At 40.4% G+C, this 19,117-nt stretch carries 8 protein-coding genes; 5 read left to right on the top strand and 3 right to left on the bottom strand.

Annotated features, from left to right (window positions below; translation table 11 throughout):
- The first annotated feature begins 248 nt into the window (after positions 1-248).
- The 3 genes from H6G77_RS08910 (at position 249) to H6G77_RS08900 (ending at position 3,380) form a co-directional block, all read left to right on the top strand.
- Positions 249-1,955, top strand: coding sequence for a CHASE2 domain-containing protein (locus H6G77_RS08910; RefSeq protein ID WP_190871369.1), 1,707 nt, complete (start codon positions 249-251; stop codon positions 1,953-1,955).
- Between the two features lie 5 nt (positions 1,956-1,960).
- Positions 1,961-2,257, top strand: coding sequence for an ArsR family transcriptional regulator (locus H6G77_RS08905; RefSeq protein WP_190593274.1), 297 nt, complete (start codon positions 1,961-1,963; stop codon positions 2,255-2,257).
- A 361-nt stretch (positions 2,258-2,618) separates the two neighbouring features.
- Entirely contained in the window at positions 2,619-3,380 is a 762-nt protein-coding gene (locus tag H6G77_RS08900; protein ID WP_190672272.1) for a MinD/ParA family protein, read from the top strand.
- Positions 3,381-3,489: 109 nt separating this feature from the next.
- Here H6G77_RS08900 and H6G77_RS08895 read toward each other — a convergent pair whose 3' ends face one another.
- Positions 3,490-6,978 carry a CHAT domain-containing protein gene (locus H6G77_RS08895; protein WP_242049168.1) on the bottom strand — a complete coding sequence of 1,163 codons (3,489 nt, stop codon included), beginning with the start codon at positions 6,976-6,978 and terminating at the stop codon, positions 3,490-3,492.
- 578 nt (positions 6,979-7,556) lie between these two features.
- Between H6G77_RS08895 and H6G77_RS08890 the strand changes: the two genes are divergently transcribed.
- Together H6G77_RS08890 and H6G77_RS08885 are read left to right on the top strand one after the other, a co-directional pair.
- Positions 7,557-8,396: a class I SAM-dependent methyltransferase gene (locus H6G77_RS08890; protein WP_190672277.1), complete on the top strand. Its 840-nt coding sequence runs from the start codon at positions 7,557-7,559 to the stop codon at positions 8,394-8,396.
- A 351-nt stretch (positions 8,397-8,747) separates the two neighbouring features.
- On the top strand, positions 8,748-10,448 hold the full coding sequence (locus H6G77_RS08885) for an FAD-binding oxidoreductase (RefSeq protein WP_190871367.1): 1,701 nt from the start codon (positions 8,748-8,750) through the stop codon (positions 10,446-10,448).
- Positions 10,449-11,240: 792 nt separating this feature from the next.
- Here H6G77_RS08885 and H6G77_RS08880 read toward each other — a convergent pair.
- Entirely contained in the window at positions 11,241-13,577 is a 2,337-nt protein-coding gene (locus H6G77_RS08880) for a cytochrome-c peroxidase (protein ID WP_190871366.1), read from the bottom strand.
- A gap of 806 nt (positions 13,578-14,383) precedes the next feature.
- Positions 14,384-18,868: a CHAT domain-containing protein gene (locus H6G77_RS08875; RefSeq protein WP_190871365.1), complete on the bottom strand. Its 4,485-nt coding sequence runs from the start codon at positions 18,866-18,868 to the stop codon at positions 14,384-14,386.
- Positions 18,869-19,117: the final 249 nt, after the last annotated feature.

The raw sequence follows: 19,117 nt of genomic DNA, 5'->3' as shown, positions 1-19,117 counted from the left end.
TCGTTTTTTCCTACTTTTGCGTAAGTCCTGGATTCGAGAAATCAGGGTGGCTACATCTATTGTTTTTTCAAACCAATTTCATTGAGAAATATTAAATAGCTAATGACAGAGTGAAGCAAAACAGGTAATTTGGACGCATATTCGCAAAATATTAATTACAGCAAACAATTATTACATCGAAATTTCTTGGGGAAACGAGCTATTTTTTAACATTTACACTTTAGCTAATCCAGAAAGAGGTAAGGCCAATGGTCGGTCAAAATTCCCAACAGCGTAATTTCCGTCAAACAGTAGGCACCATTGGCGGAACAGTTGTTCTCACCAGTGTAGCGATCGCGGGATTAATTTTGGGATTGCGAGAATTGGGAAGTTTGCAGGGGATGGAGTTAGCTGCATTTGATTGGTTAATGCGATCGCGTCCCGACGAAGGAATAGACAATCGCTTTTTAATCGTGGGTGTGGATGATAACGATATTCAAACCCGCAAGGAATATCCCATTGAAGACGGCACAATGGCGCAGTTATTAACAAAACTTGCAGAACAGGAACCGCGCGTGATTGGCATAGATATTTTGCGGGATGTAAAACAAGGTGCAGCCGCAGGTCGAGCAGATTTAATGCAAATCTTAGCAGAAAACGAGAATATAGCGGCTGTTTGCGTTCTGAGTAAAGCTGATTCTCCCGGTATCGCCGCCGCACCTGGGATTCCTGAAGATAGAGTCGGGGTGGCGGACTTTCCTGTAGATGCTGGTGGTACAGTCCGCCAAGGAATGATGATTTCCGTTCCTAAAGCTTCCAAACTGCCCAAACCCAGCGAACATATCTGCAATATCGATGATCCTGAAAATCAACTACCATCGCTGAGTTTTCAAATGGTGGTGCGTTACCTCACCGCCCAGGGAATTGAACCACAACCGACCAAATCTGGTGAATTACAGTTTAATTCTACCGTTCTCAAACGCCTAACACCAAAAGCTGGCGGCTATCACAACATTGATACATCAGATTACCAAATACTACTAAACTATCGTTCTGCCAAAAACGCCGTCAAGCAAGTTTCCCTCAGCGATGTTTTAGCAGATAAAGTTGACCCAGCCTTAATTAAAGACAAAATTGTGATGATTGGCTATACTGCCCAAATTGTCAAAGATACCTTTTACACACCTTATAGCGCGGGTGCAGCCGATAGCCAAAAAATGCCAGGGGTAGTAGTCCACGCCCAAAATGCTAGTCAAATATTAAGTGCAGTTTTAGATAAACGACCTTTATTTTGGTATTGGAATGAATGGCAAGAAGGGTTGTGGATCTTTGCTTGGTCATTAGTTGGGGGATTTTTAGCTTGGCAAATTCGCAAACCTTGGCTGTTGATATTGGGTGGCGGTGTAGCGATCGCTGTATTATTAGGTAGTACTTATATCATCTTTCTCCAAGCTGGTTGGATACCTTTAGTTCCACCAGTTTTAGGTTTGTTAGGCAGTGCTGTTGCTGTGGTTTTAATAGACAGATATGCCGCCACAATTGTAAAAACAGTCAAAGGCTTTCTCAAAATTAATATTGACATTGACCAAGACAAAAAAAATCAAGAAGTAGCAGCAATTACCGAAAGTGACTACTTTTTAGAACTACAACAAAAAGCCAAAGATTTGCGGGGGCGAGATAATATTGAAGACTTCCCACCCACAATTTTACCTACTGTAAATACCCCAGAAACTAATCATCTGTTAGCTGATACCATCATTTCTCAACCTACTAATTCTGCACCTACAGAAATAGATTATCTCCAGCAAGTCCGCGACAGACGTAACCAAATTAATTCCCAAGAAACCTTACTACCTCAAAATCCAAGCAATAACTTAGAAATCACCACCACACCAACCACAATTGAAGAACCAGACGAACTAGAATACCTAGCATATTTACAACGTCGTAGTAAAAAATTGAAAGAAAACAAATAATCATCATGAATTACCCAGAACCTAACCAATCATCTCCCCAAAATAGTCAATTAGATATCCTCGATTTACCAGACGAACAGCGACAACTAATAAATTGGATAACTCGCCAGCAAAAAGTTACTTTAGCAGAAGTAGTAAGCCATTTGGAAACTACAGAAGAATTGGCACAACAGCAACTAAAAACTTTAGTTACCCAAAGATTTATTCAAGAAATAGATGATAGTGGATTAATCTACTATCAACCCTACTTTGGTGAAAAAAAGAAAAGTAAACTCAGTCAAAATATTTGGGATAAACTCTAAATCTATGTAAAAATTCTGACAACTATAGCCATCCTAAATGATTTCTGAAAACAATCAGTATGTGTAGGGTGTGTTAGGCGTAAGCCGTAACGCACCGAAAGCTGTGATACCAATTCTATGTGAGGCTGCATTTAATCTTTTATCTTTTCTTTCTTTGTGTCCTATCCTTCGGGAAGCCGCTATCGCGTCTATGCGCCCTTTGTGGTTCGTTCTTTAATTTAGTGCATCTTCATACAGAATTGGTATGAAGTAGATGCTGTCATCTCGCCGATAACACATCCTACGTACTATCAAACTGGATTCCTATGTTACTCTTCGCTCTCTGTGTCTCTGTGGTTCGCCTACAAAAATCAATTTCATCATGTCAAAAATTGTATCTATCCATTCCTTTCGCGGCGGTACAGGTAAATCAAACTCTACCGCTAACCTAGCCGGAATTGTTGCACGTTATGGTTATCGGGTTGGCATTGTTGATACAGATATTCAATCGCCAGGGATTCATGTTTTGTTTGGTTTTGATGAGCAGAAAATGAAATATGCCTTGAATGATTATCTTTGGGGGCGCTGTAATATTGAAGAGTCAGCTTATGATGTTAGCTCAGTTTTAGGGCAGTCAGCAAACAAAAAAGGACGAATTTATCTCATCCCTTCTAGTATTAAAGCCAAAGATATTACCAAAGTCTTGCGGGAAGGATTTGATTTTAATTTACTTAACGAAGGCTTTCAAAAATTACTAACTGCTTTACAACTAGATTTCCTCTTCATTGATACTCACCCAGGACTCAACGAAGAAACCTTACTTTCAATTGCAATTTCTGATATTTTAGTTTTAATTTTACGCCCCGATCGCCAAGATTTTCAAGGTACAGCCGTCACCGTAGAAGTAGCCCGCAAACTGGAAGTACCCAATATGTTGTTGTTAATTAATAAAGCACTTCCAGCTTTAGATTTTGATGCCCTCAAACAACAAGTCGAAAAAATCTACAACGCACCCGTAGCCGGAATTTTACCCCTAGCAGAAGAATTAATTCAACTAGCCAGTAGCGATTTATTCTGCTTACGTCATCCAGAACATCCCTTGAGTCAAGTTATGGATAAAGTCGCACGGATGATTATGCAATAAATGGAATGGGTGGGAGGTGTGAAAGGTGTGGGAGGTGTGACAAGTGTGTGAGGATAGTGAAGAAATCTTTCCCCCCTCTCTCCCCACACTCCCCACACTCCCCATATCATTACCAAGGATTTCCAATCATTGTAAAAGCCGCCCAAAAATAGGGATGCGTCAACTTTTTATCACCCAATTCTAGTAAAACTGGTGGTAAAGGAACATCACCCCGCGCAGTCCGCAACCTACCCATTTCTATTCGCACTTGCCCTTTCAGCATAGCAACTTGCGATCGCCGCAGGGCTTCGGCTTTGATAGGTGCTTGTTTCAACTTCTCATAAAATTGGGTCATTAATCCCAGTGTTCCTTCATCGGAAACATACCATAAACTCGCCAACGCCGACTTTGTACCAGCTTGCACCGCAAAGCCAGCAAAACCTAATTCTGCATCTTCATTACCCAAGGCTGTACGACAAGCACTCAACACCACCAATTCTACTGGTGGGTTATTCCAACCCAGTTGGCGAATCTGATCCATTTTTAATTGGGTGTCCCACAATTGAATATAAGAGTTACTCGGCGCACCGGAATTAAATTCGCCGTGAGTTGCTAGGTGAACAATTCCAAAGGCTTTTTGCTGTCGTTGAGTTTTCAGATTTGTTAAGGTGAAAGCTTCGTTTAAAAAGGCTTTACCAGGCCACAGTTTTTGCGTGATAGTAGTTAACTCTGAAGGTACAGATGGTAGGGGATCTTGATTCATAAACTGAGATGCACCCATCCCCAAAACTTCGGCTGTTTTAATATCAACGTATGTGGTATCTGTCAGGCTCAAACTTGGCATTAAGCCAACACTATAGTTTTCTATAAGATACTGTTGACCATCATAAAGTGCCGCTATGGGCATAGTTCGCAAGCCAGCATCCACAATAAACACTAAATTGTTAATTTGCCGTGCTTGTAGGTTAGGTTTTAGAGGTGCAATCAGCCAGTTATATAGTTTTTGAGACGGAGTAAGATAGTTGTTTGACAAACTTGGTTGGGTAATATTGTTGGTAAACTGTTTACTTACAGCTAAAACTTGCGATCGCGTCACATCAATTACTTTCCGAATCGGCTCACCTTTACCCGTCACTACAACTAACTCTAAAACATCATCAGCTTGAGGCGTGAGTTTTTGTTCTGGTAAAACACTCCGCTTGAGTGTTTTCGGCACAAACGAAATGTAAATCAATGCAGGTTTTACACCTGTAGCATTTTCAATATTGACTAAACTTTCACTAGCTTCTTTAATACCTTTAATTGGTGGTGTACCTGTACCTAAATATTGGGCAAACTGGTTAGTAAATCTAGCATCAATTTTAGATATCTCTTTATCTACATCTACATTTAGCAAAGACTGATCTTTTTCTAAAATTGGAATACTAGCCGTTTTCTTTTCTTCTGTCTCCGAATCAACTACATTAGTTAGGTCTATATTTAGCGGATTATTTGTTTCGGGATTAAAAGAATTATCCGTATCTACAGGAGGAGGATTATTTGTTCTAGGGTTAGGCGAGGGATTATCTGTTACAGGAGGCTCAGTAATAGGCGGAGGGATAATTATTGGTTGTCGCGTGATATTAACATTGATTGATTGTGGTGCAGATTCAGAAACACCATCACTTGCTTTAATTGTAAAAGCTTGTACTCGACCAACAGAACCCCTTTGTGGTGTATAAACTAAAACTGTATTGGAATTTAAAATAGTTTCTGGTGTAACGGGTGTTCCATCCTGCAAGTTTAAAAAACCAGATAATATCTTATCTACAATTATTTTGCTGACATCATTATTAACATCATTAGGATTAATATTTAATGAACCAAGGGTAAATGTAACAGGACGATTTTGGCGAGTATCTGGTAAATTATAATTACCTGTTAAAGTCGGTGGAGTATTAACAGAAATAATAGAAATTAAATCAGGTGTACCTTCTGCCATTCCGCCTAGTGGCAGTACAGGAAAAGTGTTAATTGGTGATGTCGACGTAATTTGGGAATCGTTGCTATCTATGATGATGTTTGCAACAGTTGAAGTTTGATTAAAAAAACTAAGTTGACTGACATTAATAGCTGCTTTGGTGCCATTCAAGTTAGCATTACCTACCACAAATGGCACATTATTTACGCCGCCGTTATGTTGAATCGTGACAGAACCCGGTTGAGTAAATGCACTAGTCAAAATCGAATTCCCGGTAGGCTGATCATTATCAAGAATTTCTCCTACTACCCTGACAGTGCCATTGGCTAAAAGATTAACATTACCACCTTGAGCAAGTGGGGGTGTATCAGGCAACGAAATTCTAGCTTGAGGTGGAAGATTGGCATTGATAAAATTAATTTGACCAACATCAATACTCATCGCACTTGTATTGATGCTGCCTACAGTAATATTACCACCAGCCCTTAAATTCACTGCACCTGCATTAGCAGTCCCCAAAATTAAAGCTGCGGAAGTATCAATATTATTAGTTGTAATATTACCGCCTGCTGTTAAATTAACTGCGCCTGCTGTAGCATTTTCAAAACGGCTGAAAGCTGAAGCATCAATATTATTAGTTGTAATATTACCTTCTGCTGTTATATTAACTGCGCCTGCTAAACCAGTAAATCTATCAGCAGTGATAATATTTTGAGTTACAACAACATCACCATTGCTCACAGTCAAACCAGAACCAGTTAACTTTACTTCACCATTATCTACAACTAAATTAGTGGCATTGCCACCACCACCACCAGTTAATAACGCCGCTAAATCATTCGATGGCAAATTATTATTAGTTGCATTTAACGGTTGAATTTCCAAACTCAACGGATTTCCCGCCAAACTGACTTTGAGTAAACTACTTCCCGGTACAGCCGCAATTGTGACGTTACCCCCAGGGGCTGATAAACTGCCTGTACTCACTACTGTGCCGCCAAATAAACTGAGATTATTGCCAGTTGGTACAGCTAAATTACCTTGATTGAAAATCGCACTAGCAACACTACTATCAAAGGCAAAACTATTGGGTGTACCAATAAGTTGACTGTAGTTATTTGTGCCAACAGCATTTAACCAGTTATTATTCCCAAAACCGAGACGAGTGGCTGTAGTGGCTGTAAAGGAGGCTGGTACATTTAAACTGGCATTTTGTCCAAAGATAATACCTGCGGGGTTGATTAAATATAAGTTGGAATTGCCACCACTGACGCGAATTACGCCGTTAATGATGGATGCGTCTCCACCTGTGACTCTGCCTAAAATGTTTTGGATGGATGGTTGGGATAAAAAGTTGGCTGTTTGGTTGGCATCGAGTCCAAATTTGCTGAAGCTATGAAAGAGGTTGGCTTTGTCGCTACTGAGGCTACCACCACTAATATTGATTTTGTCGCCTTGCGGGTCAACTGTTGTACCTGTGCCGTCGTTGGCGGGGATGATGTTTTGAGCTAAGACTGTTTTAGGTGTTAGATATAATCCTAAAATGATGCTAGTAACGGTTAGTATTTGAAATTGCAATAGATATAGTTGAAAAGCTGGTATATGTTGGGAAAAAATTTTTGCTAAATTGACTGTAGGCTGCTTAAATTTAATCTTCAAAAAAAAACTGATAACATACTTAGTTTGAGTAAAAACTCGATTTAATGATATATTTTGGTGAATTAAATTATACATAATTGAGTGTGCATTTAAAAGCTTTTTGAATATTAAATTTTGCGTATTACAAATGGGACGGAATTGAAAGTTAATAAAATATTAAGCTTTAAGTGTAAAGTTTTTTAAGTATTTGGGAGCAAATAACCACTTCCACTCCTCAAACACTAGAGATATCAAAACCTCGATTTTTACAACAGTCATTAGGATTTTTGATTTCATACATATACATAGAACTTACACAATAAAACCAAAAATCAAGGGTTTGGGAAGGATGAAAGGGAGAACTGTAAAGTTTTGTTACTATCTGCGAAACATTCCGGATTAGGAATGATTAAAGATTAGAGCTTAACCAAAGTATTTAGCCAAAATAACTTCGGTATAAAATAAAGCTCTCATTTTACCCAAACAGTGCAATCTTACTCTTAATTTTGCAGCGTTCTTGGCGATCGCTACAACTGTTTGAGTTGCTGACTTTTCTTTCCTGAATCTGCAACAACAATTCACATAACTGGAGGATTCCAATGGTTTTACTACAAGAAGATAGAGGATTTGACTTAGTTGGAAAATATGATCAAGATGCAATTAACGGATTTGACTCTCAATTAATTAATCAGATATTCAGGCTGTTAGAACCAGAAAAAGCTCAGACTGTTCTAGATGCAATGGCAGGAGATGGCAACCTAGCGCACGGGCTTTATCAATACTGTCTGACACACAAAATTGATTGTCCTAAACTCGTTGTACTGGAGTACTCACAGGTACAAACCAAGTTTGCCAGCAATAAGCTTGCACAAGCTAACGCAGAGGTGATTTGGGGAGATATTTTAACCATGACTTCCCGCGACTCTCACATCCGAATCCCCGATAACTCTTTTGATCGAGTCATGATTAAAAGTTCCAACCATGAAATTCCTCGCTCTTATCAGTTAGAGCTTTATCGTAGTATCTACCGAGTTTTGAAGCCAGGCGGACTTTTTGTGAATCTTGGTATGCTATTCGATGATCCACAAGAAAGGGATGAACTACGGGAAATTGCGAGAGTCAAAGATACTTATGCTGGTATGGATGATTTAGCCAAAAACCGTCATTTTCTTACCAGAGAAGAGCTATACGGATGGCTCACCACATCAGGGTTTATCAATGTTAAGTGCGAACAAAGCTTCAATTACAGAATTAACTCTTCAATTGTTGCTCAACAGTACTTTTCCGAGGAACAAAGACTTCAAGCTGACCTCGAACATCAAGCGGCTCAAGTTAGAGCTTACAGAATGCGTTTAAATGGGCGTATTCAATTTGATCGCAATGTTAGTTTGATGCTTTGTCCAGGTGAGATTACAACTGCTCGCAAGCCGCTTGTTTAACTAACTTAGAAATTCCTAAAACTTCGTAGATAAAAGAAAGCCGAGGAAGCTGGAGAAGTAAAAGAGCTATTATTGCTAAATTTTCACTACCCCAGCGCCCCCGTACCGAGAACTGATTGCTAGGCTTTCATTGTCTTGAAAACCTTTCCAATAGTGACGACTCAAGACTAAGAATGTTGCATTAATTTTTTTTGGAGGATAACTTTTTTGCAACAAAGATGCTTCATCTTGATGCACTGATTTAGCTTGACTACGCCACTAGTGAGAAATCGGAATTTAGTCTCACCTCTTTTTTAGAGGTGAGATACCAACATTTTGAATTATCAACAATCTAGTACTTAACCCAAAAATATGGAATACTTAGCCAAAGTACTGCAAGCATATCAAGAACTTTTAAGTCCAGATAATGTGGTGGTTGATCAAAAATCCATCTCGGCGGCTGAAACTGCAACATTTGCAACAACTCAGAAAGTGCTGGCCATTATTCGACCGGGAAACTGTGCTGAAGTCCAAGAGTGTGTCTGCATAGCAAACAAATATAAAGTACCTATTTACCCTGTGAGTACAGGCAAAAATTGGGGATATGGTTCAAAAGTGCCTACTCAAGATGGTTGCGTGATTATGGAATTGAGTAGGCTCAACCGAATTGTGGATTATGACGAGAAGTTGGCTTATGTGACTGTAGAAGCTGGTGTCACACAGGGACAACTGTTTGAGTTTTTACAAAAACATCAGTCAAACTTAATGATGTCTGTGACAGGAAGTGCTTCCGATTCCAGTTTAGTTGGCAATATCTTAGAAAGAGGAATTGGTAAAGGGCCTTATGGCGATAGATTTGCTAATGTCTGCGGATTTGAAGTTGTTTTACCAACAGGAGAATTGATTCATACTGGATTTGATCGCTTTGCAAATGCTCAAGCTGCTAAGGTGAATCGTTGGGGAATAGGCCCTTATTTAGATGGCATATTTACACAGTCTAACTTTGGGATTGTTACACAAATGACAATCTGGTTAATTCCCCAACCTCAATATTTCCAGTCTTTTTTCTATTCTCTGCAAGATGATGCTGCTTTTGAAGAATTTATCGATACTCTGCAAAATTTAAAGTTACAAGGACTATTAAGAAATAGCTTTGTTATCTTTAATGACTATCGTATGTTGTCTACAAAACAACAATATCCTTGGAAAGATACTAATGAAAAAACACCCCTCCCAGAAGATTTAATGCCTAACTTTAGAAAGGCATGGGGTGGTGGTTTATGGATTGGTGAAGGCGCTTTATACTCTGCTAGTAAAGAACAGGGACGAATTGAAAGGAAGTTAATTCAACGAGCATTGAAGAAAACAGTTAATAAAATTGTATTTTTTGATGAGCGTAAAGCAAAAATTTTAGAAATCATTCGCCCTATTTATAAATTGATTACTGGAGTAGATTTAAGAGGTATAATTGACTTTTTCTATAATAAAAATCTCCAGCGAGGTATCCCCACTGACAAAGTTATTTCTATGGCTTACTGGAGAAAGCGAGAGCCTGTACCATCTAATATGAATCCAGACAGAGATCGTTGTGGTTTGATTTGGTTGGCTCCTAGTGTACCTTTTGATGGCAAGCATGTGAGAACAGCTTTAAAAATTATTGAAGAAATCGCTATCCGATATCAGTTTGAGCCAAATATTGGACTGCAATGTGTCACAGAAAGAAGTATCGATATGACTGTTGCGATTGTTTACGATAGAGATGTGCCTGGAGAAGATGAAAGAGCGATCGCTTGTCATGATGAAATGATGCAAAAATTGATCCTAGAAGGCTATATTCCTTATCGCTTAACGACTTCAGCAATGAATTCTTTACCAACACCCAAAGATGACTATGGCAAATTACTACAAGAATTAAAACGGGCGTTAGACCCAAATAATATCCTAGCTCCCGGTAGATACGATTTTCAGCAAGACTGGCCGGACAAATTTGACTTTAGAAAGTATTACGATCATTCTGTCGCCTTGGCCAGCCAAACTCTCAGAAAGAGTTCTGAGGAAATTGCCCAAGATTGATAAGTACATACAAGACTTAAGCACAAAGGTTGTTTGTTAAGAATGAGTGTGAGGTTGTAGGGGTGAACGGCTGTTCACCCCTACAACCTATTTAAGTAGGACTTACCTAAGTGTCACAATTGGTGGTTGGTGTGTGGCGTGATAAATCTGATGACTACGTTCAAATCTTCTCGTTGCGTCACGCACCCTACAGAAAAATCCCCACCAAATAACTTTTTCAGCAAACCCTATTTATTGCATAGCAATCTTAAATGAGTCGTGAACAACATAGATATGGAAACGAACCGCCCTCCGGGTGACGCTCCTGCGTCGCTAACGCTGCGCTAACAGCAGTTCCTCATGGGGGAAACCCCCAAGACCGGACTGCTTCACCAAGAACGCCTAGACGCGATAGCGGCTTCCCGCAGGGTAGGACGCAAAGGTAAGAAAGAAGAAAAAGATATATAGCGGTTCTCGGTTGGATGAGGTACATTTCAACCCCACCCCCAACCCCTCCCCCGAAGTTTGCTCAACGGGGGGAACCCCCGCACGCAACTTCTCTCCGCAAGCGGGGAGGGGAGCGTTTGCGTCAGCAAATGCGGGGTGGGGTTCCAACTGTATTACAAGCAAGTAAGAACTGCTATAGAAATTTTACAAATGATTTAGGACTGCTATATGTGTGTCTTGATTCTGGTCATAACTGAATTTAATTTCTAGAAGCCCCTCAATAAAAAAAGCCTGGTAACCCAGGCTTTTTTTGTGATGTTATACAGTTAATAAATCAGTCATTCAATTAACCAGTACTAAACTAGTTTATTGATTAACTCTGAGGAAGTTTGGCAATGGTTGACCACCATTACGACCAACTGCGGGGATTTCCAGTAAAGAATCAGCAGCTTGTTGAGTACCATCTTCAGTTTGCACACTGTAATTGACAACAACAGAGTTTTGATTTCCTGGATGACCGTTGGGAATCAACAATTGTGGATGGTCAAAGGGTGCTTTTTGATAACGGACTCGTTCATCAGTTAGGCTTCGCAAAAAGGCGACCAAATCGTCTTTTTGCGCTTCTGTTAAGTTAAGTGGGGGAATTAAATTGGTAGATGAGCGAAAATCTCCACCCCGATTGTAAAACTCTACTACTTGTCGTAGGGTTAACTGCCCACCATTGTGGAAGTAGGGAGCAGTGAGTTCTACATTTCGCAGACCAGGAGCTTTGAAGGCTCCAGTTGATACCACTTCTTCATTCGGAGTCAATGGTGGATTGAGGGTGGGAGGTGCTTCCCCGAAAATCTGTTGGAATTTACCTTGTTGAGCGAGTGTTGCTTCTGAGAGGGAATTACCAAAAGTGTCTTTTCCACCTAGACCGGGGTCTTCTTCTCTGGGTCTAACACCAATGTTGAAGAAGCCTGTATCTTCAGGTGGGAAAGGAGGTACTGGTACACGTCCAATGCGTCCGACGCTCTTGACTCTGCTCACAGAAGCGGCTGTCAATTCTGTTCCAGTGTGGCAAGCAATACAAATACCTTGGTTTTGGAAAATTTGCCATCCTCTTTGTTGTTGTTGAGTTAAGGCGGAGTTTTTTCCGCTCAGAAACTGGTCAAAAGGTGTTTGATCAGAAATCAGAGTTGCTTCATAGGCTTGAATTGCCAGGCCAAAGAACAGTGAGAAGTTATACTCCGGTAATGTGTACTCTATGGTACTCAACGGACGTTTTCTGGGTTTGCGATAGAATGAACGATCGCCAGTTTGCGGATCAACACGAATCACCATGTTTGATCGCCACCATTGTGGTTGAAAGGCTTGTTCAATTAATTTTTCATAGGTGATGTTTAGTCCCTTTTGCGGTACATTTCGGGTTGATTTACTGAGAAGTCCCAAAACGCTGTCATTATAAGCCACAACTTGCTTTGCTAGTGGTTGAACTGCCAGTAGCTTTTTACCCAGTTTTCTGCCAAATCTTCTCAAGGGTGTAGTGGGGGTTGATGGTCGCCGTCTGGAAGCGATCGCATTGTTAGATGATTCCGGTGTTGACTCGGCTGCATCGTTGTTAATAGTGTTGATTACCCGACCACTGGCAACATCGCTAATTTTCACTGTATTGTCAGTTTCGGATAAATCAGCGACTAATGGTGCAAAGGGTGCGATCGGAGGGACTTCGGCAAATGTTTCAATTGCTGCAAGTGGTGGCCCTACTGCTTGGGAAGCGAGTGAGGAATTATTCAACCGGACTTGCACATCTTCTAAGCGTCTTGGAGTAGATGCTTTCAAAACCAGAGCTTCTGGATCTCTTGCGCCAAATCCATTGACTCCGTTAAAGATATTTTGAGCGCGTCCATCCCAGAAGTTGCGGAAGTTAAACACCGCATTAATCACGCTGGGGGAATTTCGACCGGTGACTTGACGAACGTTGGTACCTTGGACGTTGAATACTGTGTCCTTTAGGGGGGTGACATCATCCCGATCGCTTCCTGGAATCACATCATTAAACTGTGTTCGGAAGACTCCTTGAGAACCTGCAACGTCGTTTGTATCAGCTAAAACAGTGGAATTATTGTTAGTTGGGTCAGCTAGTTTGTGGAATGGGTAATCGGCTGCTGTTAGCTGATAATTCGGCGCACCACCGATGGTGAAATTATCATTTCCGGGACTAATTTGGTTTTTAGACCTGTTGTCTGCACCTGCATGGAAGTGACAGCTGGCACAGGATTGAATACCGTCAGTTCCCAACTGCATATCCCAAAACAAAGCTTTTCCTAGAGCGATCGCAGCTGTCTTATTCCGAATAAAATCCCCAATATTATCTGGTTCTGGAACTGGTACGGCACTGAGTGGAGGTAGTGTAGCTACTTGGGCTGATACTAGTTGGGCTGACAATGTGTGTCCAGCCAAAATTGCTACCACCACAAGTGCAGCGATCGTCACACTTCTTTTGATGCTTTTAGATAACTGAGATGTGATTCTGCCAAATCTCTTTAGTATTGAGAACATCAAGATTGGCATAATTTTGATGCTATTCAACAACCTTAATAACATCTCGATTAAGGAAGAATTAGTATTACCTTCCTTTTTTTTAGGAGCTAGAATGATATCCTGAGATAATTCTGGCTCAGACGATCTGCTATGGTTAGTGTTTTTACCATTGCTCATTTCTTTCTGAGTTTGTTGTTAAATTTAGGAAAATTTCAGCAGACTGTAATACTAAATTGGATTTAGTTTGAACGCTTTATTTTACTTTGATAAATACCCAAACCAAAAAATAGATATAGGAATCAGACAGAAGTGTTGAAATTACTTGTGTAGGTAGGGAATAGGGAACAGGAAAAGAAGTGATAGAGTTTTACCTAGCTTTGCAGAAATAAAATATGATTCCTATATCATAAAAAACTGTTTCATTCTCATCAAATATTGAGCAATGAAACTATTAATTTATCCAATAAAAAGGCTGATTCATCAGTTCTTTGCATCAGACGACTGAGATTGTTGCGAAAGTGAAGCAATTTATGAATCATCACTATATGACTTTCGCAGCACCCGCGTTTATCTGAATTTTTAAGAGTGTGGTTTCAGCGAATCATGTTGGTTTAGTTAATTAATCAAGCAAAATCAGGCTCGTACTAATTAGTCAATACAGCCTGTTGACGTATATAAACACAATTATAAAGATACTAATTTCGGAATTTGTTACAAATTTTTATATAACGCGATGTGCGACTGATTCTTAAAACCCCTCTCCAAACCTCTCACAAGTGTAGGTTTTTAAAAAAGTGATGAGTAGCGACTCTAAAAATCACGATTTAATCAGAGTTCCACCCCCCTCACACCCTTACACCCCTACACCCTAAATCAAGGTTTTTGGAACATAACGTAAAAAACCTACACCTGTCAGGGGTTGGGGGTTAGGTCTGAGAGAAAGTTGCACACGGCGTTATATAGGGCTTGCTGAATTCGTCCGTCTACCAAGGATTACCAATCATGGTAAAGGCTGACCAAAAATAAGGATGAGTCAGGCTTTTGTCACCAAGTTCTAGTAGGACTGGTGGTAGAGGTAAATCACCATGAGATGTTTTGAGTTTACCGTTTTCTAGGCGTACTTCTCCTTTCAGCATAGCTATTTGTGCTTGTCGGAGGGCTTCGGCTTTAATCGGGGCTTTTTGTAACTTTTCGTAAAATTCGGTCATTAAGCTAAATGTGCCTTCATCGGAGACATACCATAAACTAGCTAATGCAGATTTAGCACCAGCTTGTACCGCAAAGCCAGCAAAACCTAATTCTGCATCTTCGTCACCCAAGGCTGTACGACAAGCACTCAGCACAACTAGTTCAACAGGGGGGTTATTCCAGCCAAGTTGACGCATTTGATCCATTCTCAGTTGGCTATCCCACAATTGAATATAAGAGTTACCGGGCGCACCTTTTCTAAATTCACCATGAGTTGCTAGGTGAATAATGCCGTAGGGTGTTTGTTGTCGTTGGGCTTTGAGATTTTTCAAGGTGAAGGCTTCGTTTAAAAAGGCTTTACCTTGCCAAATTTTTTGAGTGATGGTGTTTAATTCTGTGGGGACGGCTGGTAACGGATCGAGGGTCATGAATTTCGATGCGCCCATACCCAAAACTTGGGCTTTTTTAATGTCAACATATTGAGTGTTAGTTAAGCTGAGGCTGGGCATTAAACCAACACTATAGCGTTCAACTAAATATTGTTTACCATCATAAAGTGCGGCTACGGGCATAGCGCGTAATCCCGTATCCATGAGAAAAACTAAGTTATTAATTTCTCTGGTTTTGAAGTTAGATTCAAGGGGTGCAATTAGCCAATTGTATAGTTGTTCAGCAGGCTTGATATAGGTGCGACGCAGGGCGGGGTCTGTAACTGCACTGCTTAATTGACGGCTGGCGGCGATAACTTGCGATCGCGTTACATTTGGAAATACTTGCCGAATTGGTTCACCTTTAGCTGTCACCACTACCAATTCTAAAACATCGTTATCTTTAGAAAGAATGGGTAGTTGAGCCGTTTCTTTAATGCTTGCAGGAACAAATGAAATGTAAATTAAGGCAGGTTTAGCACCTGTAGAAGCTTCAATTTTCGTGAGAACTTCTTGCGCCTCTGTCACAGTTTTAACTAGAGGTTTGCCTTCTCCTAAATACTCCCCAACTTTGTCAGTAAACTTTTCATCCAGTTTAGATACTGGGTCTACAACAACTTTTACTGGCGGATTAACTATGATCGGTGGTACAGGAATGGGGTCATCAATGTTTGGTTCGGAAACAACAGTTACATTCACCTGTTGCGGATCAGATTGAGAAACGCCATCACTGCTTCTGACTGTGAAAGCTGGGATAACACCATTGGAATTTGCTGGTGGCGTATATACTAAAACCGTACTAGAAGTTAATACGCTACCAGATGTCACGGGCGTACCATCTTGAAAAGTTAAAGTACCTGATGAAATCGCATCAAAAATGATCGTCAAGTTGTCATTATTGACATCACTGATCATCGGATTTAAAGACCCAAATGTAAAAGTTATCGATTTATTTGGAACTGTGGAAAAGAGTGAATCGGTTGTGATGGTGGGTGGCGTATTTATGGAAGTAAAGTTAGCGCCATTACCAGTATCTGTAACTGTGCCGCCATTGGGTAAAACTGGAAATGAAGTAGTTGTTGTGGGCGTATCATTTCTCACAATATTTCCGGCTGTACCATTAGTAGTGGAATTGCCCACAATAAATGGGACGTTATTCGGCCCGCCATCATGTTGAATTGTGATTGAGCCGGATTGAGTGGTACCAGTGGCGTTAATGGTATCACCAGTAAAACCACCTTCACCATCAGGAATGAAGCTTATACCTCTTACCAATCCATAGGCCAAAACATTAACATCTCCGCCTTGGGCTGTACCTACGCTAAAATTAAAACTTTGAGTATTAATACTATTAAAAGTAATATTATGCCCAAATGTGCCACTAGTTCCGGCTTGGAGGGTGACTGCACCTGCAACAACATTTCCGAAACCTGATGCTGATGTGTCAATATCACCTGTGGTAATGCTACCGCCTGCGGTTAAAGTCACATCACCACTGGTGTTACTGAAACCAGAGCTAGTAATATTTTGAGTTGTAATATCACCTGTAGCACTGATAATTACAGGGCCACCATAAAGACTAAATGAAATATCACCTGTGACATTTACATTACCTGGAGAAGATGTGCTTCCTGTTGATGTGAATGAAACTCCACTGGTAACTTCTTGTAAACTGCTCACACCTGCTCGTAAAATCAAAGCTGGCTGACTACTCAAAATTTGACCATCGGCAGTAGTACTAGAAAGGGCGGTATCTGCTCCAGTAATCGAAATTGCACCAGTTGTAATACTGCCACGGGATTCTACTTTTAAAGATGGCCCATTATAGTTCCCAAAGGTAACATCTTCGTTAGAACTAAAAATTGGGTCAACTAAACTAATAAAGTCTGCCCCTTGCTGCTGAGAATTGAGAATTGAAAATTTACCACCACTAGCAAAATGCGCGTCTAAAGAAATATTGCCATCACTGATTAACGAGAGATTACCACCACTAATAAAAGTTGTTTGCTGTAAGTGATTAATCGCAAAAATATCAATACCTTGATTGCCTTGAAGAGTCAGGTTATTGCCAGCAGTAGCCGAGAAACTTTTAGCGACACTATCACGCACTCTGACTGTATCTTTCGCCAGTAAATTTAAGTTATTTGTGGCAGCAAGTTGACTTTCTGGTAGTGTTAAATTGTGGTTAGCTGCCAGGGTGACATTTTTCCCAGATGCTTGATTGACGACAACATCACCATTACTCACAGTCAAACCAGAACCAGTTAACTTTACTTCACCATTATCTACAACTAAATTAGTGGCATTGCCACCACTACCACCAGTTAATAACGCCGCTAAATCATTCGATGGCAAATTATTATTAGTAGAATTTAATGGTTGAATTTCCAAACTCAAAGGATTTCCCGCCAAACTGACTTTGAGTAAACTACTTCCCGGTACAGCCGCAATTGTGACGTTACCCCCAGGGGCTGATAAACTGCCTGTACTCACTACTGTGCCGCCAAATAAACTGAGATTATTTCCTGACGGTACAGCTAAATTACCTTGGTTGAAAATTGCACTAGCAACACTACTATCAAAGGCAAAACTATTGGGTGTACCAATAAGTTGACTGTAGTTATTTGTGCCAACAGCATTTAACCAGTTATTATTCCCAAAACCAAGACGAGTGGCTGTAGTAGCGGTAAAGGAGGCTGGCACATTTAAACTGGCATTTTGCCCAAAGATAATACCTGCGGGGTTGATTAAATATAAGTTGGAATTGCCACCACTGACGCGAATTACGCCGTTAATGATGGATGCGTCTCCACCTGTGACTCTGCCTAAGATGTTTTGGATGGATGGTTGGGATAAAAAGTTGGCTGTTTGGTTGGCATCGAGTCCAAATTTGCTGAAGCTATGGAAAAGGTTGGCTTTGTCGCTGCTGAGGCTACCACCACCAATATTAATGTTATTACCTTGGGTGTTAACTGTTGTACCTGTGCCGTCGTTGGCGGGGGTGATGTTTTGGGCTATGGCGGCTGTGGGTATGAGGCATAACAGCAAGGCAATATTGCTGAGTGCTAATGTTGGCTTTTTAGCTTTGGTAATAGCAGGGAAATTTATCTTGCTACCAGGAATGAGGGCTTTTTTTTGTAAACTAGGTTGAATTTGCTGTCGGCGTTTTTTTGCCTTGATAATTGCAAGTTGGGAGTTCTTAATTTGCTCTTGTCTGCGTTGCTGTGATATTGTTTCGGGATGGGTGCGATAGTAGTATAAGGGCTGATAGATATGCTCTACTTCCGCAACTTCGGAAAGTCGCAGACATAAATCATAATCTTCTGCTATTGCCAGTGTTTCGTCAATTCCTCCAGCTAATTCCAACACTTCACTGCGAATTAGGCGGAAATGAAATGTCATGAACCGATTTAACAGTTCTTCTCGGCTATAAGGTACCAGACAGCGATAGCCATAACTAAGAATTGTATTATTTTCATCAATGTCTAAATAGTCGGTGTAAACCCAGCCAATATTGGGTTTAGCATCTAATACGGCTGTGGTTTGGGCTAGTGCAGTGGGGGCGAGTAAATCATCACTATCTAGCCAACCAATATATTTACCACGAGTTGCAGCGATCGCACCTTTTAAAGCTTTGGCTACTCCCAGATTATATTTGCTGGCTATTACCCGCACGCGGCGATCACGCTGTTCATATTCACGGGCAATGGCTAGGCTATGATCTGTAGAACCATCATCCCAAATCAATAGTTCAAAATCTGGGCGAGTTTGTGATAAAACACTTTCTATGGCTAATTTGAGATAATTGGCGCGATTGTAAACTCTGATGATGATAGAAATTACTGGCTGCATAAAAATTATATTTTTTTAATTTTTTTATTGAGAGTTTAAAATTTTTAGTTATCTTTTGCATCAATAGAATATAGATTAGCTTATTAAGTTGCCAACAATTTATAAAAGTTTGCAGTTTCTCCTAGTTAAAGATGTTAATTTTTGCGAATGTTTGCAAAATTAATTTGTTATGGATGTGTTTGCTAAAGTTAATACGGACTAATTCATTTATGGAGGTAGGGAACAGGTGACAGGTGACAGAAGAAGAAT

Source organism: Aulosira sp. FACHB-615, from assembly GCF_014698045.1.
Classification (GTDB): Bacteria; Cyanobacteriota; Cyanobacteriia; order Cyanobacteriales; family Nostocaceae; genus Nostoc_B.
The sequence above is the reverse complement of the archived record's forward strand: the minus strand, read 5'-3'. Positions and strand labels throughout refer to the sequence as shown.